The 18,612-nt window shown below is 40.5% G+C and carries 17 protein-coding genes and 1 other RNA gene; 9 read left to right on the forward strand and 9 right to left on the reverse strand.

Annotation, left to right across the window (positions count from 1 at the left end; all coding sequences use genetic code 11):
• Nucleotides 1–66: 66 nt before the first annotated feature.
• Nucleotides 67–328: signal recognition particle sRNA large type (gene ffs, locus bsdcttw_RS24445), an RNA gene on the reverse strand.
• A gap of 92 nt (nucleotides 329–420) precedes the next feature.
• Nucleotides 421–954: a tRNA adenosine(34) deaminase TadA gene (tadA, locus tag bsdcttw_RS24450; protein WP_185257361.1), complete on the reverse strand. Its 534-nt coding sequence runs from the start codon at nucleotides 952–954 to the stop codon at nucleotides 421–423.
• Nucleotides 955–1,190: 236 nt separating this feature from the next.
• Between tadA and bsdcttw_RS24455 the strand changes: the two genes are divergently transcribed.
• Together bsdcttw_RS24455 and bsdcttw_RS24460 are read left to right on the forward strand one after the other, a co-directional pair.
• Nucleotides 1,191–1,886, forward strand: coding sequence for an anaerobic ribonucleoside-triphosphate reductase activating protein (locus bsdcttw_RS24455; RefSeq protein ID WP_185257362.1), 696 nt, complete (start codon nucleotides 1,191–1,193; stop codon nucleotides 1,884–1,886).
• Nucleotides 1,887–1,975: 89 nt separating this feature from the next.
• Nucleotides 1,976–2,530, forward strand: a complete 555-nt coding sequence (locus bsdcttw_RS24460) for a GNAT family N-acetyltransferase (RefSeq protein ID WP_185257363.1) — start codon at nucleotides 1,976–1,978, stop codon at nucleotides 2,528–2,530.
• A gap of 54 nt (nucleotides 2,531–2,584) precedes the next feature.
• On the opposite strand, the gene bsdcttw_RS24465 is transcribed toward bsdcttw_RS24460, so the two are convergent.
• The 3 genes from bsdcttw_RS24465 to bsdcttw_RS24475 all read right to left on the reverse strand — a co-directional run bounded on the left by bsdcttw_RS24465 (nucleotide 2,585) and on the right by bsdcttw_RS24475 (nucleotide 6,749).
• Nucleotides 2,585–4,309 (reverse strand): DUF6128 domain-containing protein, encoded by a 1,725-nt coding sequence (locus bsdcttw_RS24465; protein ID WP_185257364.1) that lies wholly within the window; start codon nucleotides 4,307–4,309, stop codon nucleotides 2,585–2,587.
• A gap of 133 nt (nucleotides 4,310–4,442) precedes the next feature.
• Nucleotides 4,443–4,892: a GatB/YqeY domain-containing protein gene (locus tag bsdcttw_RS24470; protein ID WP_185257365.1), complete on the reverse strand. Its 450-nt coding sequence runs from the start codon at nucleotides 4,890–4,892 to the stop codon at nucleotides 4,443–4,445.
• A gap of 36 nt (nucleotides 4,893–4,928) precedes the next feature.
• Nucleotides 4,929–6,749: an ABC-F family ATP-binding cassette domain-containing protein gene (locus bsdcttw_RS24475; RefSeq protein ID WP_185259950.1), complete on the reverse strand. Its 1,821-nt coding sequence runs from the start codon at nucleotides 6,747–6,749 to the stop codon at nucleotides 4,929–4,931.
• 316 nt (nucleotides 6,750–7,065) lie between these two features.
• Between bsdcttw_RS24475 and nrdD the strand changes: the two genes are divergently transcribed.
• Genes nrdD through bsdcttw_RS24490 form a run of 3 tightly spaced genes read left to right on the forward strand, consistent with a single transcriptional unit; the run spans nucleotide 7,066 to nucleotide 10,314 of the window.
• Nucleotides 7,066–9,186, forward strand: a complete 2,121-nt coding sequence (nrdD, locus tag bsdcttw_RS24480) for an anaerobic ribonucleoside-triphosphate reductase (RefSeq protein WP_185257366.1) — start codon at nucleotides 7,066–7,068, stop codon at nucleotides 9,184–9,186.
• Nucleotides 9,186–9,674: an anaerobic ribonucleoside-triphosphate reductase activating protein gene (gene nrdG, locus bsdcttw_RS24485; protein WP_185257367.1), complete on the forward strand. Its 489-nt coding sequence runs from the start codon at nucleotides 9,186–9,188 to the stop codon at nucleotides 9,672–9,674. The genes nrdD and nrdG overlap by 1 nt, the downstream gene beginning before the upstream one ends.
• Nucleotides 9,675–9,684: 10 nt before the next feature.
• Nucleotides 9,685–10,314: a GNAT family N-acetyltransferase gene (locus tag bsdcttw_RS24490; RefSeq protein ID WP_185257368.1), complete on the forward strand. Its 630-nt coding sequence runs from the start codon at nucleotides 9,685–9,687 to the stop codon at nucleotides 10,312–10,314.
• A 318-nt stretch (nucleotides 10,315–10,632) separates the two neighbouring features.
• Here the strand turns inward: bsdcttw_RS24490 and bsdcttw_RS24495 are convergent, their stop codons facing one another.
• The 3 genes from bsdcttw_RS24495 to bsdcttw_RS24505 all read right to left on the reverse strand — a co-directional run bounded on the left by bsdcttw_RS24495 (nucleotide 10,633) and on the right by bsdcttw_RS24505 (nucleotide 13,793).
• A complete protein-coding gene (locus bsdcttw_RS24495; RefSeq protein ID WP_185257369.1) occupies nucleotides 10,633–11,877 on the reverse strand; it encodes a 6-phosphofructokinase in 1,245 nt (414 codons plus the stop codon).
• 166 nt (nucleotides 11,878–12,043) lie between these two features.
• Nucleotides 12,044–12,925, reverse strand: a complete 882-nt coding sequence (gene rsmA / locus bsdcttw_RS24500) for a 16S rRNA (adenine(1518)-N(6)/adenine(1519)-N(6))-dimethyltransferase RsmA (RefSeq protein ID WP_185257370.1) — start codon at nucleotides 12,923–12,925, stop codon at nucleotides 12,044–12,046.
• Nucleotides 12,926–13,019: 94 nt separating this feature from the next.
• Nucleotides 13,020–13,793, reverse strand: coding sequence for a TatD family hydrolase (locus bsdcttw_RS24505; protein WP_185259951.1), 774 nt, complete (start codon nucleotides 13,791–13,793; stop codon nucleotides 13,020–13,022).
• Between the two features lie 483 nt (nucleotides 13,794–14,276).
• Between bsdcttw_RS24505 and bsdcttw_RS24510 the strand changes: the two genes are divergently transcribed.
• From bsdcttw_RS24510 to bsdcttw_RS24520, 3 genes are read left to right on the forward strand one after another with little or no spacing between them, the layout of a single operon-like run.
• Nucleotides 14,277–14,516 carry a spore coat associated protein CotJA gene (locus bsdcttw_RS24510; RefSeq protein WP_185257371.1) on the forward strand — a complete coding sequence of 80 codons (240 nt, stop codon included), beginning with the start codon at nucleotides 14,277–14,279 and terminating at the stop codon, nucleotides 14,514–14,516.
• Nucleotides 14,513–14,767, forward strand: a complete 255-nt coding sequence (locus tag bsdcttw_RS24515; protein ID WP_185257372.1) for a spore coat protein CotJB — start codon at nucleotides 14,513–14,515, stop codon at nucleotides 14,765–14,767. The genes bsdcttw_RS24510 and bsdcttw_RS24515 overlap by 4 nt, the downstream gene beginning before the upstream one ends.
• A gap of 1 nt (nucleotide 14,768) precedes the next feature.
• A complete protein-coding gene (locus tag bsdcttw_RS24520) occupies nucleotides 14,769–15,374 on the forward strand; it encodes a manganese catalase family protein (RefSeq protein ID WP_185257373.1) in 606 nt (201 codons plus the stop codon).
• A gap of 62 nt (nucleotides 15,375–15,436) precedes the next feature.
• Here bsdcttw_RS24520 and bsdcttw_RS24525 read toward each other — a convergent pair whose 3' ends face one another.
• Nucleotides 15,437–16,351: an ArsR/SmtB family transcription factor gene (locus tag bsdcttw_RS24525; protein WP_185257374.1), complete on the reverse strand. Its 915-nt coding sequence runs from the start codon at nucleotides 16,349–16,351 to the stop codon at nucleotides 15,437–15,439.
• 237 nt (nucleotides 16,352–16,588) lie between these two features.
• Here bsdcttw_RS24525 and bsdcttw_RS24530 point away from each other — a divergent pair, with 237 nt between their 5' ends.
• Nucleotides 16,589–18,610, forward strand: a complete 2,022-nt coding sequence (locus tag bsdcttw_RS24530; protein ID WP_185257375.1) for a glutaminase family protein — start codon at nucleotides 16,589–16,591, stop codon at nucleotides 18,608–18,610.
• Nucleotides 18,611–18,612: the final 2 nt, after the last annotated feature.

Raw genomic sequence — 18,612 nt, forward strand, 5'->3', positions numbered from 1 at the left:
AAAATGCCGCTCACATATACTGTGACGACATCCTTACATAATGGTATAATCTATATATATTTTAATCCGTGCGTCTTGCTTTGAATGTATACCATAAGCGTTACCCTTACAGTTAACTCGGTTCAGGCACCCTCACGGCACACAAGAGTTTTCGCTTAGTGCTGCTTCATTCCTGACCTGACACGGTTCACGAATTCCTGTTGCGTAAGACCCAAACGTCAACATCACTTATAAGGGGCTGCCCTACAGTATATCACCCTGGGCAAGACATCACCCCTGCTGTAGCGGATTGCAGGTACAGGGCACCGCTATCTCCCCGGCTGCACGGAAATTTTATAACATGGTTAAGTTGTAAATCGAAGGCAGAATTCTTTTTTCTCGAATCTTGCCTGTTCAGTATACTTTATTTTTAATGCAAAGTCAAGTAGCATCCTTTGCGGTGTCAAGCTGTGAAGAATTGCCGGTTTGCAGCAATTTTTCTTTGCTTTCTTCTTTTTCTTTTTTATTGCGGATTCTAAGATCAACAAAGAAATCCTGCAGAACTTTTTTACATTCCTCTTCCATTACACCTGTGGTTAATTCCACTTGATGGTTAAATTCTTCCATCTGGAGGATATTAAGGATAGAGCCGGCGCACCCGGCTTTGGGGTTCATTGCCCCTACAATCACTTCTTTTATTCTCGCCTGTACAATTGCACCTGAGCACATTTGACAGGGTTCAAGTGTCACATAGAGGGTACAGTCCTCCAAGCGCCAGTCTCCCATTGCTTTACTGGCCTTTTGTATGGCTGTAATCTCTGCATGAGCCAATGTGGTTTTTTTTGTGTTTCTTCTATTATAACCTCTTCCGATAATTTTATCCTTAAAAACGATTACACAGCCTATTGGCACTTCTCCGATCTTGGCTGCCTTTTTTGCTTCCTTTAGGGCTTCCTTCATATATTTCATATCCATATATAATTGTCATATCCTTCCTAGCCACTGGACGAATCCGTGGATATTTGCTATTATTAATATACTACGAGTACACTTTCCGGGCAAGTAATTACTTTCATATTGTCAGACTGCAAAACATATATATAATATAAGAATTTTCCTAAAGCATACAGTAGCGTTGATACTACTGTCAAAAACAACTCAACTAATCTACGAAAGAATTTGGCATCCATAAAGTGCATACAGGTGTTTATATGAGAATACACGGCTTTCAAAAAACTACATTATTAGATTACCCTGGGCATCTGGCCGCAACAATTTTTTTTGGCGGCTGTAACTTCCTATGTCCCTTCTGCCACAATGCTTCCCTGGTACTATACCCGGACAGTCTTCCTGCCATTCCAAAAGAAGAAGTACTTGCAACATTAAGGAAGCGAAAAGAAATCTTGGAAGGTGTATGCATTACAGGCGGTGAACCTACGCTAGAGCCTGGCCTTGCTGACTTTATAAAAGAAATCAAGGATATGGGTTATCTTATTAAGCTGGATACTAACGGCAGTAACCCTATCCTGTTAAAACAATTGATATCAGAGGGACTGCTCGATTATGTTGCAATGGATATTAAAAACAGCCCTGAAAAGTATTCTGATACCATCGGAAAGAAGAACTTCTCTTTAAAAAATATCTCAGAAAGTATTCAGCTCTTGCTTAACGGCAATATTGATTACGAGTTTCGGACAACAATAACCAAGGAATTTCATATTCCTTCGGATTTTATAGCAATCGGAGAATGGCTTAAAGGTGCCAGAGCATATTATCTTCAGTCCTACAAAGAATCTGAGGATGTAATATCTCCTGGTTTTCACAGTTATACAAAGGATGAACTTGACGAAATTCGCAGGCTCCTCCTTCCCTATGTCTCAAAGGTCGAAGTTAGGGGCGTTGATTAGTCTACCGCATTTTACCACTGTTTTATATAGCAGGCACAGATTTTTGTATCTATCGGATTTTACAATTTAACTGGCATAGGAGAATTCATATGCAGATGAGCATTCAGACTGACAGGTTACAGCTTAGAGTCCTTCACCCTAATGAAGCAGATAAAGTTTTGAGCTTTTATGCACAAAACAAAGAACATTTCGAGCCCTGGGAACCGGAAAGAGACATTAATTTCTACACCCCCTCTTACCAGCGGCTATCCTTATCAATTGAATATAATCTAATGCAGCAGTCCAAGCTTCTCCGCTATTGGGTGTTTTTAAAAAATAACCCTAATACTATTATAGGCTCTGTAAATTTTTATAACATTGTAAAAGGCTCCTATTTTACCTGCCAGCTAGGCTATAAGTTCGACCATCGTTTCTTAGGCCAAGGCTATGCAATTGAAGCCATAAGAGACTCCATGAAAACTCTCTTTTCCGATTATGAAATCCACCGGATTGAAGCAAATATTATGCCCTCGAACCTACGCTCCATTCATCTGGTTCAGAAACTGGGCTTTCAATATGAGGGCCTTGCTGTATCCAGTATAAAGATCAATCACAAATGGGAGGATCATGTACGGTTTGCTTTTATCAATGAAATTGTAGTGTAACCTACATAATAAAAGCTGCCATACAGCTTGCAGGCTGTTATGGCAGCTTATTTATTATCCCTGACGGTTAAGTAGCACAGGTATATACCAATAACCGAATTCTCCGGTTCTCTGGGGTTTTTTCTTAGCACATTTAAAATTCTCAAAACCAAACATTTTCGCCATGAATTTTTCCCTGTTATGATAAATTCCGGGCACTCCAAGAATATAATTCTGACCGGTCTTATCATTTACTCTTGCAAAAATCAGATGCCGGTAGCTGTAATACCCATGAAGAAGAAAACTATTATTCCCAAGGCCCCATAATTCCATAGGAAGCATTCCGATATCCTTGGGTTCAATTCTGGCACACCAGGCTATCTCATTGTCTTCAAAAGGATACATCTTCGGAAAATTATGATAAATCTGTTTTGCCAGGGGATGGTCTTCAAAGACTGGCGTTGCCCTTAAATCCGGCGTTGCTTCTTTTTCTGATTCCAGTGTGCTCTCAAGCTCTTCCGGCGGCTCAACTTCTTCAATTCTTTCTACTTTGTTAATCTCTGTTACCTTATCTTCTGCCGCTATATTATTCTTTGCCTCTGTTACAAAGCCTGCTGTCTCTTGATTATTCTCTGTTTCTGCTGCATAACCTGCTGTCTCTTGATTATCCTCTGCTTCTGCTGCATAACCTGCTGTCTCTTGATTATCCTCTGCTTCTGCTGCATAACCTGCTGTCTCTTGATTATTCTCTGCTTCTGCTGCATAACCTGCTGTCTCTTGATTATTCTCTGCGTCTGCTGTATAACCTGCTGTTTCTTGATTATTCTCTGCGTCTGCTGTATAACCTGCTGTTTCTTGATTATTCTCTGCGTCTGCTGTATAACCTGCTGTTTCTTGATTATTCTCTGCGTCTGCTGTATAACCTGCTGTTTCTTGATTATTCTCTACGAATGTTACATTCTTTTGAATCTCAATATTATCTAAAGCCTCAGTTATATTATTCTCAGTCTCTATCATGTTCTCTGACTCTTTAACGTTATTATCTGTCCGTTTTTGAACATCAGTTACGTTTTCGGTATCAGGAACAGCCTTCTGAGGTTCACTGCCAACCTTTTTCATCTCATCCGGTTCAGCTGCAGGCTTTGCCCGTAGAAAATCGTCTAATACTCTTTCTTCCTCAATGGTATCACTTTCCGGCTTTTTATCCAGAGAAATATTGAGGTTAGGTGTTAGCAGATCTTTGAGGGATTTATCATTTCTTACTGTTTCCCTGACAGGAGGAATAGTCTCTGTTTCCTTCGGAGCTTTTGCATGTTCAAAGAGTACTTCAGCCAAATTGGCAGCTTTCATTCCCTTGGTTTCCTCTTTTTCCCTGTCTGCTGCTCTCTCGGGTTTCTTTTCTTCTTTCCTGTCTATATTTGCCACCATTGCCATTGTAATTGGCTTACTGTCCCATTCTGTTGCAAAGAATTTTCTTTCAGAGAATAAAAGTACTATCCCCCCCATATCATTCATTCCATAGGGAGAGTTCATAATATGAGAAACATCTGTAATTATCTTAAAGTCACCGGTATTATTTTTTACCAAGACTGTGCCAAGAAGTATGCCCTCTATCCCTGCATTCCTTCTGCGAAATGCATAGACCTTCAGCTGTTTCTCATTTAATCCCAGAGCCGTTATATGTATGGTATATTTACACTGTCCGTTTTTCGCCTCAACTCTGGCATAGCCTATGTTGTTCTTCTTTTTTCCTTCTTCATACAGATAAATGTATGAAACCTGTCTTTTATAATCAGCCATAATAGACTCCCTTTTCCTGTGCCAGAGTAATCGCAGGATTTAAGATTATCCTAACCTGGTACAATCTTAGAACTGTTATTTACAACAATTATATTGCATCGGGAGTCTTTTTATGACCAAAGAAAGACTGAATTTATTCTGCAAATACTGCAGCAACCAGGTCGTTTACCAGCTTACCGTCTGATTTTCCCTTCACTCTTGGCATTAATTCCTTCATGATTTTTCCCTTATCCTTCGCTGTAGGAGCTGTGATTCCAAGCTCCGTAAGGACATTTTGAATCTCCTGCTTAATTTCTTCTTCGCTTAAGAATACCGGTGCAAATTCGCCTAAAACAGAAAGTCTTAAGTTGCACTCATCGATAATATCCGTTCTATCGGATGGAGCTGCTTCCAGCGTTTCTTTTAACTGTTTCATTTCTTTTAAAACAACTGCGTTTTCTTCCTCTTCTGTTAAGTCTGATCTTTTGTCAATAGCTACATTCTTGAGGGCGGTAAGAAGTGCAGAGAGAGCATCTTTTCTTCCCTTATCTCCTGCCTTCATAGCCTTTACCATTTCTCCTCTTACAAGTTCAATCTTTGTCATGTTTAATTCCTCCTTCAATAAATAATAAAATAGATTCTACTTTTTTTGTTCCTCTATTGTCTTTGCAAGTTCTGTTAGATACATCCACCGATCCATCTTTTCTTCTAAGGCCACCTCAAGCTCCTCTTTCTCAGCCATCAGTGTATTCAATTTTGTATAGTCTGCAGATGCTTTTATAATCTCACCTTCCAGAGCTGCAATACGTTCTTCCAAAGAAGAGATATCGTCCTCAATGGTATCATATTCCCGCTGCTCTTTGTAGGAGAATTTTAATTTTGTTTGCTTTTCCCTGGATTTATAAGCTTCTCCGGCTTCTGTGCCTTTCACAGCCGGTGTTCTGGCTGCCTGAATCTTCTCTTCCGCTTCCTTTTCTTCTAATACTTTGTCCTTATAATCAGAAAATCCACCCTCATATTGCCTGATTACACCACCCGGTTCAAAAGCAAAGATTCTCTCTGCCATCTTGTCGAGAAAATACCTGTCATGGGACACTGCCAGCACAATACCATCGTAGCTCTCCAGATAATCTTCCAGTATAGTAAGGGTGGTAATGTCAAGATCATTCGTAGGCTCATCCAGGATCAGAACATTCGGTGCCTCCATAAGCACCTTAAGGAGATAAAGCCTTCGTCTCTCGCCCCCTGATAACTTGGAGATAAGGGAATACTGTAAACTTCCGGTAAATAAGAATCTTTCAAGCATCTGGGAGGCTGTGGCGGTACCCTCGGCTGTCTCAATATATTCTGCCACACTTCTGATATAATCAATCACCTTCATATTCTGATCCATATATTCGTTTTCCTGAGAGAAGTAGCCTATCTTTACTGTTTCTCCGGTTATGACGGTGCCTTCATCCGGCTGAAGGATTCCGGTTATGATTTTCAGCAATGTGGATTTTCCGCTGCCATTTGGGCCAACAATGCCTAGCCTGTCTCCTCTTAACATAATATATGTGAAATCCCGGAACAATACCTTATCGCCATATGACTTTGATACGTCATTAATTTCAATGGTCTTTTTACCAAGTCTTGAAGAAAACGCATTAATCTCAACCGCCTTATCCTCTTCTATCACTTTGCGGTTCTTAAGCTCTTCAAAACGCATGATATGAGCCTTTTGCTTTGTGGAACGAGCTCTGGCACCTCTCATCATCCATTCCAGGTCCATACGGTACAGACTCTTATTCTTCCGTTCCGTGGCAGCTTCCATATCTTCTCTGGCAGCTTTCAGTTCTAAGAACTTGGTGTAATTGGCATTGTAGGTATAGATAGAGCCTTTGTCAATCTCTACAATCTTATTGGTTACCTTGTCCAGAAAGTATCTGTCATGGGTTACCATTAAAAAGGCTCCCTGGTATTTTCTTAAATAATCTTCCAGCCACTCTGCCATGGTATCGTCCAAGTGGTTGGTAGGCTCGTCCAACACCAGGATATCAGCTGGGGTCAGCAGAGTTCTTACCAGAGCTACTCTCTTTTTCTGCCCTCCTGATAAAGTAGACGTACTTCCTGATGCATCAGGAATGGAAAGCTTTAGAAGCATTGCTTTTGCTTCTCCTTCTAAATCCCGGTATTCTTCCTTTGCTTTTTTACCTTTGACCACATTTTCTAATATATTTAAACTCTCGTCAAATTCCGGTATCTGAGGCAGATATTCTATCCGTATGCTCTTTCCTTTGACAACTCCGCCTTCATCAGGCTCTTCCAACCCGGCAATTATCTTGAGCAGGGTTGATTTTCCGGTACCATTAATGCCAATAACGCCGATTTTATCTCCTTCGTTAATACCAAGAGAGACTTTGTCAAATAGTATTTTATCTGTAAAGCTTTTGCTCATCTTTTCTACATTCAGCAGATTCATTCCGATTAACTCCTTTGATATATTCAGTCTGCTATAAAAGGATAGCATAAATCCTGACATTAGGAAAGTAAAAAATCTTTCTGTTAACATTTTGTGATTCTTATATTTCTTCTCTCAAATACCATTATCCAAGCCTTTTATTCACTATAATTACTCGTATAAATGGGTCATTGCGTGATTATTTATTGATAGTTCCAAAGATAAATTTTTCTTAATTTTAAATTTGGACTACAATATCTTGTGTGTTTGTGTTATAATATTACACAATATGGGTCACGACCCAAACAAATACACTGCAAAGAAGGTTTTTATTCAAATGATTAGAGTAGTTAAAAAGGATAATACAAAGGAAGAATTTAATGTACAAAAAGTCATCTGGGCAGTAGACAAATCTGCACAGCGCGCATTAATTAAATTTACAGAGGAAGAGCATGATTTTATCTGTAGATTTGTTGAAGAAAAAGTTCTATCCATGAACAGGGAAGAGATATACATAGCCGAAATGCATAACATCGTTGAAGGCGCTCTGGAGAGGACCAACCCGGCTGTAGCCAAGAGTTACCGCGATTACCGCAATTACAAGCAGGATTTTGTACATATGTTAGATGAAGTCTACAAAAAAAGCCAGTCCATTATGTATATCGGGGACAAGGAGAACAGTAATACCGACAGCGCACTGGTATCTACGAAAAGAAGTCTTATCTTCAATCAATTAAATAAAGAGCTCTACCAGAAATTCTTCCTTACCACTGAGGAATTACAGGCAGCAAGAGACGGTTATATCTATATTCATGATATGTCAGCAAGAAGAGATACTATGAACTGCTGTCTGTTCGATGTAAAAAGTGTTCTGGAGGGCGGCTTCGAGATGGGGAATCTCTGGTACAACGAGCCGAAGACCTTGAATGTAGCATTTGACGTCATCGGAGATATTGTACTTAGTGCAGCAAGCCAGCAGTATGGCGGCTTTACCGTTCCAAGTGTGGACCTGTTACTTGAGCCTTATGCAGAAAAATCCTACAAGCTCTTATATGAAAAATATCTTTTCCTTGGAATCCCCTCAGAAAGAGCCGAAGAAGAAGCTCTTCATGACGTAAAGATAGATTTCGAACAAGGTTTCCAGGGTTGGGAATACAAATTCAACACAGTTGCCTCCAGCCGCGGCGATTATCCCTTTATAACTGTTACCGCAGGAACCGGCACCGGGCGCTTTGCCAAAATGGCTTCCATCGCACTTTTAGATGTCCGCAGAAAAGGGCAGGGCAAAAAGGAATGCAAGAAGCCGGTGCTCTTTCCCAAGATTGTATTTCTTTATGATGAGAATCTTCATGGAGAAGGCTGTGAGTTAGAGGAGGTATTTGAAGCCGGTATCCGCTGTTCCAGTAAGACTATGTACCCTGACTGGTTAAGTCTAACAGGGGAGGGGTATGTTCCCAGTATGTATAAAAAATACGGACAGATTATTAGTCCCATGGGCTGCAGAGCTTTCCTTTCACCCTGGTATAAAGAAGGGGGCATGTATCCCGCAAATGAAGAAGATACTCCTGTCTTTACCGGTCGTTTTAATATCGGTGCCGTAAGTCTTCATCTTCCTATGATTTTAGCAAAGGCAAGACAGGAAGGAAAGGATTTTTATGAGGTGTTAGATTATTACCTGGGCTTAATCCGTAAGCTTCACCTTCGTACCTACGATTATCTGGGAGAGCTTCGTGCCTCCACCAATCCTCTCGCTTACTGCGAAGGTGGTTTTTATGGCGGACATTTAGGAATTCATGATAAGATAAAACCTTTACTGGATGCCGCTACCGCATCCTTTGGAATTACGGCTTTAAACGAACTGCAGCAGTTATACAATAAGAAATCCCTGGCAGAAGACGGAACCTTTGCCATTGAAGTATTAGCTTATATAAATGATAAGATTAATCAGTTTAAAGACGAAGACCACCGCTTATATGCAATATACGGCACTCCCGCTGAAAGTCTGTGCGGACTGCAGGTACAGCAGTTTCGAAAGAAATACGGCCTTATTGAAAATGTATCCGACAGAGAATATGTCAGCAATAGTTTTCACTGCCATGTAACAGAAGAAATTACACCTATTCAGAAACAGGATCTGGAGAACCGCTTCTGGAACCTTTCCAATGGCGGTAAGATTCAGTATGTGAAATACCCAATTGACTACAATACCAATGCGATAAAAGCTTTGATACGACGTTCTATGGAAATGGGCTTATATGAAGGTGTTAATATTTCTCTCGCTTACTGTGATGACTGCGGACATCAGGAGCTGGAAATGGATGTATGCCCGAAATGCGGCAGCTCCAACTTAACCAAGATTGACCGTATGAACGGCTATCTCTCCTACTCAAGAGTTAAGGGAGACACCCGTCTGAATGCTGCAAAGATGGCAGAAATCAAGGAAAGGAAAAGCATGTAATGCGCTATCATAACATAACCAAAGACGATATGCTTAACGGAACCGGCCTTCGAGTGGTATTATGGGTAGCCGGCTGCAATCACGGCTGTAAGGGCTGCCAAAATCCTGTAACCTGGGATATCTGCGGAGGACTGCCCTTTGATGAAGCTGCAAAAGAAGAAATCTTTGCAGAATTAAGAAAGCCCTACATAGAAGGCATTACTTTCTCCGGCGGAGACCCGCTGCATCCTGAGAATCGAAAGGATGTAGAAAAGCTGATTACAGAAATAAGCTTGAAATTCCCGAATAAGAATATCTGGCTTTACACAGGCTTTTCCTGGGATGAAGTAAAATATCTTCCTCTTATGGATAAGCTGGACATACTAGTGGATGGAAGATTTATAGAAGCGCTCAAAGATACGAAGCTTTATTGGAGAGGCAGCAGCAATCAGAAGGTTATTAATGTAAAAGAGTCATTGGCAAAGAACACCTTGGTTACTATTGTCTAGGTGAATAAATATGAACTTAGAGGAGTATCTTAAGAATCCTTGCGGTGTAAGCTCCATTCCTTATTGGAAAGCTCAGAGGATAAATCCTCCCCCAAATATGCGAATTGTCCATGACCGCGTATTTTCAAAAGATTTATTTCCAGATTATGAAGACACAGACTATTTTCGGTTGTTTCATACTTTGGAACATATAAATGAAACTGTACTTGCAACAGAGTTCTCTATAGATATAATACCTCAAGAGAAATACCCATATCTGGCAGAGCTAATCAATCTTTCCTATAAGCATCTTGGTATTGAGGTTGATATATCACAGATTGAAGAATGGACAAAAACTGAAGTCTATGTTCCGCAATTATGGTTAGCCCTCTATAGTGGGAATAAAATGGTCGGCTCTATCATTGCAGATTATGACTCTACAGCAAAAGAAGGAATTATAGAATGGCTCCAAGTCTTACCGGAATACAGAGGTCAGGGCCTTGCAAGTGTTCTATTAAATAAATGTCTTGGTAAGATGCAAAGAATTGCTGATTTCGTAACAGTATCCGGGCTAAGAAGTAATATTACAAATCCTGAATCTGTTTATCGAAAAAGTGGATTTACTGGAGACGATATATGGCACATCTTAATTGAAAGGTGACCTTTGAGAAGATATGTTCACGTCAATAAACCTTCCAACTGATTTTTTGTTGGAAGGTTTTTATTTATTTACATTAGAGGATGATAGTTCAATAAACAAATGTTTATTAATCTATAATTATATCTAAGCATCAAAAGCCCTCTTTCAATATATTTACAGGCAAATTACACAAAGCAGAAAGAACGAATGCGCCTTGGAACCAGCAAATGCGATTTAAAATCATCGCAGAGTCTTTCTGCTTTGTGTAATTTGCCGTCCCTTTGAAAAAGACTGCCCTTTTCGCTCCGTTTATAAATATAGATATTTATATCCCACTTATCAATCACAGATATAATCCAGATGTTTCGGTAATCCATTAACCATCACCGGCATTACCTCACCCATAATTAACGGTCTGGCATAACGGATAAATTCTTCCTTCATTCCGTCATCCCCTTCGTTAATCCAGTTCATGGGTACCTTTTTCTCCATATTCGCAATCTGCTTGATATTGTGAGTCTCATAAGTGCAAAGGTAAGGAGAATCCGAAACCCTTTTGATAACAGCCATTTCTCCGGTCACACCTTTTGCCGCCGCCATCACACCTCTTCTGCCGACTTCAAAGGCTTCTTCAATATCTGTATGAGAGGCTATGTGAGATGCACATCTTTGTAACGTATTGAGCTCAACCGCTCTCGTCTTACAGCCAAGTTCCTTCTTTGCCAAGGCAGACAGATAGGCTCCCGCACCTGTTAGCATGGTGTGCCCGAACTCGTCCACATAGAAATCCTTATCGGAAAGCTCACAGACAAATCTACCATCTGCCAGGTGAATTCCCTCTGAAACTGCAATCACAAGAGATTGCTTTTGTTCCTGCAAAGCTGCGATATCCTTTAAAAATACCTCTTTATCAAAGTTTTTTTCCGGAAGATAAATACGGTCCGCACCTTCACAGTCATTTCCCTTTGCCAGAGCTGCCGCCGCTGTCAGCCAGCCGGCATGCCTGCCCATAATTTCGATAATGGTCAGGTTCTTCTGGTTGTACACCAGACTGTCTCTGATAATCTCCTTGGTGGCAGATGCTATAAACTTCGCAGCACTTCCATACCCGGGTGTATGGTCCGTTATCTCAAGGTCATTGTCTATGGTTTTGGGGATTCCGATAAAACGTATAGGGCTTCCCTTAAGTTCCCCATATTCTGAAAGCTTTCTTATAGTATCCATAGAATCATTGCCGCCGATATAGAAAAAAGCAGCGATGTTCTGTTCCTTTAATATTTCAAATAATCTATCATAATCTTTTGGATCCTTCTTATAATCCGGCAGTTTGTAACGGCAGGACCCAAGATAGGCCGCTGGTGTTCTCTTTAACAGCTCCAAATCCAAATCACAGGTTATCTTTTCCGACAGATCAACCAGCTTCCCTTCTAAAAGTCCCTGGATTCCGTGAAGCATTCCAAGTACCTTTCCAGCTCCCAATTCTCTTCCTCCCTGATAAACGCCTGCAAGGCTGGAATTGATGGCTGCAGTGGGACCGCCTGATTGTCCTACAATGATATTGCCTGTTATCTTCTCTGAATGCATTATACTAATCCTCCATGTCGTCAACGCTGTGTGAAATGTTTATTTCACGCCATCCCCATCTAAACTTGGGCTTTGACCTATCATCTGACTTCGCAGTCAAAGATATCATCCCATGGAAGATATGTCAATACGAAAAACCAAATTTCGACATTATCTACTGACTAAACTAATCCCTGCCTTTGTTCTGCTTTTCGTATATTATGTTACTTAGTGCGGCAAAATCCGTTAATGTGAGTGCCTCTCCTCTGATGCTGGGAGAAAAGTTAAGGTCCGTAATCGCTTCCGTAATTAGCTCTTTTGAAAGCTTTATTTCAGCATTATTGTTAAGACCGTTGGCCAGTGTCTTCCGCCTTTGGTTAAAGGAGGCACGTATCAACTTAAATAAAAGACTTTCATCTTTTATGGACACCGGATTTTCCTCATGAAGCGTAAGTCTGATTACCGCAGATCCTACATTAGGCCTTGGCATAAAACAATTTGGAGGTACGTTTGCCGCAATATAAGGTTTGGCATAATACTGAACCGCTAAGGACAGCGCTCCATAATCTTTGCTGCCGGGGCCTGCCTGCATCCTGTCTGCAACCTCTTTCTGCACCATAACGGTTATATTGGCAACCGGAACATGGGCTTCAAAAAGTCCCATGATAATTGGTGTTGTGATATAATAGGGAAGATTTGCCACAATCTTAATGGGCCTTCCTCCATTTCTTTCCTGTACCAGCTTGTTCAAATCAACTTTTAGAATGTCCTCGTTTAAGATAGTAACATTCTCGTAGGCAGAAAGAGTATCCCCCAGAATAGGTATCAGGTTCTTATCAATCTCCACCGCAACCACTTCTCTGGCTGCTTCACACAGATATTGGGTAAGTGTTCCGATGCCCGGCCCAATTTCGACTACCAGATCTTCTTTTGTTACCTCTGCTGCCTTAATGATTTTCTCCAGAACATGGGTATCAATCAAAAAATTCTGCCCGTATTTCTTTTGAAAAATAAAGTGATATTTATTCAGTATTTCAATTGTTTCCTTTGGATTCCCAAGTGTTGCCATCCATTCTTCCTTTCTGTCTCCACTTCCGGTATGCTTTTATATATTACAGGAAGTACTTTTCTCTCTCTTCTTTTCACATCATCGAAAGCATCTATTATTTCTCGATTATTCGATATACAGCCCTGGCATTCTGTTCCGTAACTTTAAGCACTGTTTCATAATCCAGGCCTTTTATTTCAGCAATTTTTTGTGCCACATAAGTTAAGTTTAACGAGGAATTTCTCTTGCCACGGTTTGGTTCCGGTGCCAGATAAGGGGAATCTGTCTCTAATACCAGACTTTCCATGGGTGCATATTCTACTACTTCCTTTAATTTCTTAGCGTTTTTAAAGGTAAGCACTCCACCGATACCCAGATAGAAGCCCATATCAATATAGGCCTTTGCCATCTCTTTTGAGTAAGAAAAGCAGTGGATAATTCCTCCCACTGACGCTAAATTACTGCTTTGTATCATTCTAAGCGTATCTTCCGCGGCATCTCTGCTATGAATTACCGCAGGCAGATTTACTTCCTTTGCAAGTTCCATCTGCTGTAAAAACCATCTTTTCTGTATATCCCTATCCGGAGTGTCCCAGTAATAATCAAGACCTATCTCACCTATTGCAACTACCTTCGGATTTATCGCATTTTCCTTTAGCCATGTAAAGTTCTCTTCCGTCAGCTCTGCTGTCTCACTTGGATGTACACCAATAGCTGCATAAATGAACGGATACTTCTCTGCCAACGCCAAAGATGCCCTGGAGCTTTCAAGACTCGCTCCTATGTTTACCACACAGCCAATTCCTTCCTTGGAGAAACTATCAATTAATTCCTCTCTATCGTCATTGAATGCTTCATCATCATAATGTGCATGGGTTTCAAATATCATAACAACCTCTTTTCTGAATATCCGCTGTAATCTATTCATCATCAAGTCTTCGTCAAGCTCTACCTTACTCTCTGTTGATATAGCTGAACAGAGGAATTTGACTCATAAGTGTAAGTCTTAAACACCATTTTTTTATTTTTTCAATTTTTACCTGATGCTAATTTAATACAAAATCAAATCCTGTATTCCTATCTTTCAATAATTTATACAGGTAAAATCTAACATGGCTTACGTTAGAATTCCATTTAGACATTATAAGTGATATTCTATCAGTTTGTCCAATGGTTTCTTCCATATTAGTCAGTCATTTCCTTGTCTATCTGTATTTACCTGAATCTTATTGCTCCCAGGAGAAAAACTATAATGAAAGAACATTTTTGTTCTTTTCATAACCAAAATACCTTTTAAAACCGTCAACACCTTTTAAATAATAAAACAGGATTAGTATATGCTGATTTTATTATTTTAAGAAAGGAGTCTACTATGAACACACCACAGGCAAAATTAAATATCATGCCAAAAGATACACCAATTGAAGGGATTCCAGTTCTTCCCTGTGACAATCAGGAAGCAGATATACCTGAAACAATGCCACTTGCCATGGTAACAATAAAAAAACAGTGTTTTAAAGATTTATACGAACCGGCTCAGGGCCTTCAGGCCGGAACCATCTTTAAAGAATACGAGCTATCTTTTTACGGAACAGGAGGTGCCTTACTATGAGTGATGCAAAATGTAATGCAATGAAAAAATTGCAGGAAGTAAGCTTTGCATTGGATGATGTAAGATTATTCCTGGATACTCATCCTTTTGACAAGGAAGCATTAGACTATTATGAAACCTTCAGAGTAGAAAGAGAAAAAGCTTTATCGGAATATGAGACTGCCTATGGACCTATTGAGCAGTATCGTGTAAAAGAAAATACAATGTGGTACTGGGTTCACTGCCCATGGCCATGGGAAGGAGCAATGTAAAATGTGGACCTATGAAAGAAGATTACAATTTCCAGTGAAAATTACTACTCCTGACCCTAAGATGGCATCTTTGATTATCAGCCAATTCGGAGGGCCAGACGGTGAATTAGCCGCTTCCATGCGCTATTTGTCCCAGCGTTATTCCATGCCTTATAAGGAGGTAACCGGATTATTAACAGATATCGGAACAGAAGAACTGGCCCATATGGAAATCATTAGTGCCATTGTCTACCAGCTGACTAAAAATCTGACCTTAGACCAGCTTAAAACAGCCGGTTTTGATGCTTACTATATCGATCATACCACCGGTCTTTGGCCACAGGCTGCCGGCGGTGTTCCTTTTAACTCCTGTTTTTTCCAGTCAAAAGGTGACGCCCTGACGGATTTAACAGAAGACCTTGCTGCAGAGCAAAAGGCCAGAACCACTTACGATAACATTCTTCGTCTTGTAGCTGACCCTGACATTGTAGCACCCATTCGTTTCCTCAGAGAAAGAGAAGTAATCCACTTCCAGCGTTTTGGAGAAGCACTGGTAAGAGTACAGGAACATTTGGATGCCAAGAACTTTTATGCCATGAATCCAGAACTGGATAAAATGATGTCTTAAGGCAGGGACTATGCCCATTTAAAATGACCTTATAAGATGTAAGCGGCTTTTTATAGGCCGCTTTACATTTTCTCTTTATTTTTGTAATCAATTCTTACATTAATATCTTGATTGTAATTTCCAAAATTCATTCCAAAAAGAGTGATACCTCCTACATTTCTGGCTGTAGCCGGATTTGCTATTCTTAGAACGATATCCTGGCCATAACTGATACCAAGGTCCTCTACTTTTACTTTTGAAATATTTACACCGTCCATATAACTTCCCGCTGTATTGACTAACAAAGTTTTTAGTAAGCCGTGCTGGGTTTCATGGTTCCACCAATCCGGTGTAAATACTCCTCTGCTGGCACCAAAGTCTCCGGGAGAAGTCCACATTCCTACTTCAATTCCATTGAGAGAGAAGCTGATATCCGAAGGCCAATTTTCATTATATCCCGGTGCTTCCGAACAGATCTCCAAGGATATCTCGATGTACTGTACCTCCTGGTTCCCCAGCATGTAATTCGGTATACGGTACTCAACCCAACCGCTGCCAAACCAAATTATATTGGCTTTTATATGCTCCGGATCAGCAAAGTATCTTGGGTCATCAAGATAACCGATAATCTTCGAATCCGATGATAATCCACAGGTAGGAGTGATGTTGTAAGCGTGGTACTGTCCCACAGGTATTGAATGTCTGATGGCACTCTCCTGCTTTTCTTTCTGCTGAAAGAACAGCACTGCCTGGTCCATGTCAAGACTGCAAATTTTCTGGATGCCACGGATGCCGGAGGAATTTCTGCACTTTACTATACCCGCATCTTCCAGCTGTTGAATATGTCTGGTCACAATTGCTGATGACATGTTAAGGGCCTCTGCAATCTCTTTTACATTCTTTGGCTCATTGGATAACATTTCTATTATACGTATGCGAGTCACCGAAGAAAGCGCTTCAAAAAACTTGATATTATCTGTATTTACATCTATTTTCATAAAATTGGCTATATCCTTTCCAACATAACTTTATGCTCTATTGTATAACCAATGAGTTAACTAGTCAAGAAAACTTATTAAAAATAATTTATTTAGACTTAAATAAAGAAATTAACTTAATGCCTAATATATATTATCTTTACTAAAATTTCTATTGACAATCTAAATTATGTTTTTTATAATTTATTTACATTTTAGTTATATTATTAACTTATTAGTTATTTAAAGGAGGATATTATGAATACCCAGTTCAGAGCACCCGCTATTCCATTGGTTACAGTGGATCCCTATTTTAATGTTTGGTCTATGTCCGACAGACTAAACGGAGATTATACCCGTCACTGGACAGGAGCGAAAAACTCCATGACCGGAATTGTACTAGTAGACGGCAATCCTTATATATTTGCCGGAAAGCTCTCTCCAAGCGCTGGTAAGCCCGATTATCCGGATTGCCCTGCCATGAGTCAAACAAAGCTGGAAATCAAACCGCTTTCCACAATCTATACCTTTACTGACGGCGGCATCGAATTAACTGCCAGCTTTATAACTCCTCTTCTGATGGATGATCTTGATCTGTTAGCAAGACCCGCTTCCTACATATCCTTTAGCGCTGCTTCCGTGGACGGAAAAGCTCATCAGGTCCGTATCTATTTTGATATAACCGCTGAATGGTGTATAAATAACACCAAGCAGGAAGTATCACTGGGACACAATGATTTTCATGATATTTCCTGCGTATATGCTCAGAACGCTGAACAGAAGGTCTTAAACCGTGTTGGCGATGATTTGCGTATCGACTGGGGTTCCGTAAATCTGGCTGTAGCAAAAGCTGCCGGTTCCGTCGTTTGCACCGGTAACGCTGATTTAAGGAAGACTTTTATCACAGAGGGTACCATCGCCGAAGGTGAGGTATTAAAAGACGCGGTCTCTGTATCGAATACATGGCCGGTACTTGCAAGTATGCTTGATTTAGGCAGTATTACACCGGAAAGAGAGGCTTCTTCTTATCTGGTATTAGCGTATAATGACATCTACTCCGTAGAATACTTTCATGAAAAATTGACCGGATACTGGACACGTTCCTTCTCTTCTTTCAATGAAATGTTAGAATGCAGTGTTCTAAGTTTTCAGGAAGTACTTAAAAAGTGTGATACCTTTAATAATACATTAAAGACGGATGCTATCGCCGCAGGCGGTGAGAAATATTATGAGCTGTTATCCTTAGCTTACAGACAAGCAATTGCAGCACATAAGCTCGTAGCAGATCCAGATGGCAATGTCTTATTTCTATCCAAAGAAAATTTCAGCAATGGCTGTATGGCAACAGTAGATGTAAGTTACCCTTCTATTCCGCTATTCCTGTTATACAACACAGAGCTGGTTAAGGGCATGATGCGTCCTATCTTTAAATATGCGGCATCCGAAGCCTGGCCTTTTGAATTCGCTCCTCACGATGTGGGCTGCTATCCGAAAGCCAATGGCCAGGTCTATGGTCTGGAAGACGGAAAGCTTCTGCACAAATATCAGATGCCGGTGGAAGAATGCGGTAATATGCTGATTATGGCTGCAACAGTCAGTGTCCAGGATGGGAATGCAGATTTTGCTTCTAAGAATTGGGAACTTCTCTGCAAATGGGCAGATTATCTTAAAGAAAATGGTCTGGACCCTGAGAACCAGCTATGTACAGACGACTTTGCCGGACATCTGGCACATAATGCCAATCTCTCCATAAAGGCGATCGTTGCTCTCGCTGCCTTCTCCAGAATGAGTGAAATGCTTGGAAAAACTGATCTGGCTGCTGAATACCTTGGAATTGCCAGAGAAATGGCCGCAGAATGGGAATCAAAGAGTGCAGAAGAGGATCACTACAAGCTGACCTTTGGCACCGCAGGAACCTGGAGTATGAAATATAATATGGTATGGGATGAAATACTCGGACTGAATGTCTTTTCAAAAGAAATCCCAGTGAAAGAAGCCGCCTATTATTTAACACAAATGAACCAGTACGGTCTTCCCCTGGATTCAAGAAATACCTACACAAAATCAGACTGGATGGTATGGGTAGCCACTCTTTGTAACTCCAAAGAACTTTTTGATACTATTATTGATTCTCTTTGGCGTTCTCTTAGTGAAACCAACAGCCGGGTTCCCTTCACCGATTGGTATGATACCGTAACCGGACGTCAAATAGGCTTCCAGAACCGTTCCGTACTTGGAGGTATCTTTATTAAGCTGCTCCGGGATTCCTTAACGAAATAATT

The organism is Anaerocolumna chitinilytica, from assembly GCF_014218355.1.
GTDB lineage: Bacteria > Bacillota > Clostridia > Lachnospirales > Lachnospiraceae > Anaerocolumna > Anaerocolumna chitinilytica.

What these genes read in the sequence shown, in the direction of transcription:
- bsdcttw_RS24530 (WP_185257375.1), top strand. Translation starts at nt 16,589, where the DNA reads ATGAATACCCAGTTCAGAGCACCCGCTATTCCATTGGTTACAGTGGAT.
- bsdcttw_RS24505 (WP_185259951.1), bottom strand. Translation starts at nt 13,793, where the DNA reads ATGATATTTGAAACCCATGCACATTATGATGATGAAGCATTCAATGAC.
- bsdcttw_RS24455 (WP_185257362.1), top strand. Translation starts at nt 1,191, where the DNA reads ATGAGAATACACGGCTTTCAAAAAACTACATTATTAGATTACCCTGGG.
- rsmA (WP_185257370.1), bottom strand. Translation starts at nt 12,925, where the DNA reads ATGGCAACACTTGGGAATCCAAAGGAAACAATTGAAATACTGAATAAA.
- bsdcttw_RS24515 (WP_185257372.1), top strand. Translation starts at nt 14,513, where the DNA reads ATGAGTGATGCAAAATGTAATGCAATGAAAAAATTGCAGGAAGTAAGC.
- bsdcttw_RS24465 (WP_185257364.1), bottom strand. Translation starts at nt 4,309, where the DNA reads ATGGCTGATTATAAAAGACAGGTTTCATACATTTATCTGTATGAAGAA.
- bsdcttw_RS24470 (WP_185257365.1), bottom strand. Translation starts at nt 4,892, where the DNA reads ATGACAAAGATTGAACTTGTAAGAGGAGAAATGGTAAAGGCTATGAAG.
- bsdcttw_RS24520 (WP_185257373.1), top strand. Translation starts at nt 14,769, where the DNA reads ATGTGGACCTATGAAAGAAGATTACAATTTCCAGTGAAAATTACTACT.
- bsdcttw_RS24475 (WP_185259950.1), bottom strand. Translation starts at nt 6,749, where the DNA reads ATGAATCTGCTGAATGTAGAAAAGATGAGCAAAAGCTTTACAGATAAA.
- bsdcttw_RS24510 (WP_185257371.1), top strand. Translation starts at nt 14,277, where the DNA reads ATGAACACACCACAGGCAAAATTAAATATCATGCCAAAAGATACACCA.
- bsdcttw_RS24490 (WP_185257368.1), top strand. Translation starts at nt 9,685, where the DNA reads ATGAACTTAGAGGAGTATCTTAAGAATCCTTGCGGTGTAAGCTCCATT.
- nrdD (WP_185257366.1), top strand. Translation starts at nt 7,066, where the DNA reads ATGATTAGAGTAGTTAAAAAGGATAATACAAAGGAAGAATTTAATGTA.
- bsdcttw_RS24495 (WP_185257369.1), bottom strand. Translation starts at nt 11,877, where the DNA reads ATGCATTCAGAGAAGATAACAGGCAATATCATTGTAGGACAATCAGGC.
- bsdcttw_RS24525 (WP_185257374.1), bottom strand. Translation starts at nt 16,351, where the DNA reads ATGAAAATAGATGTAAATACAGATAATATCAAGTTTTTTGAAGCGCTT.
- bsdcttw_RS24460 (WP_185257363.1), top strand. Translation starts at nt 1,976, where the DNA reads ATGCAGATGAGCATTCAGACTGACAGGTTACAGCTTAGAGTCCTTCAC.
- nrdG (WP_185257367.1), top strand. Translation starts at nt 9,186, where the DNA reads ATGCGCTATCATAACATAACCAAAGACGATATGCTTAACGGAACCGGC.
- tadA (WP_185257361.1), bottom strand. Translation starts at nt 954, where the DNA reads ATGGATATGAAATATATGAAGGAAGCCCTAAAGGAAGCAAAAAAGGCA.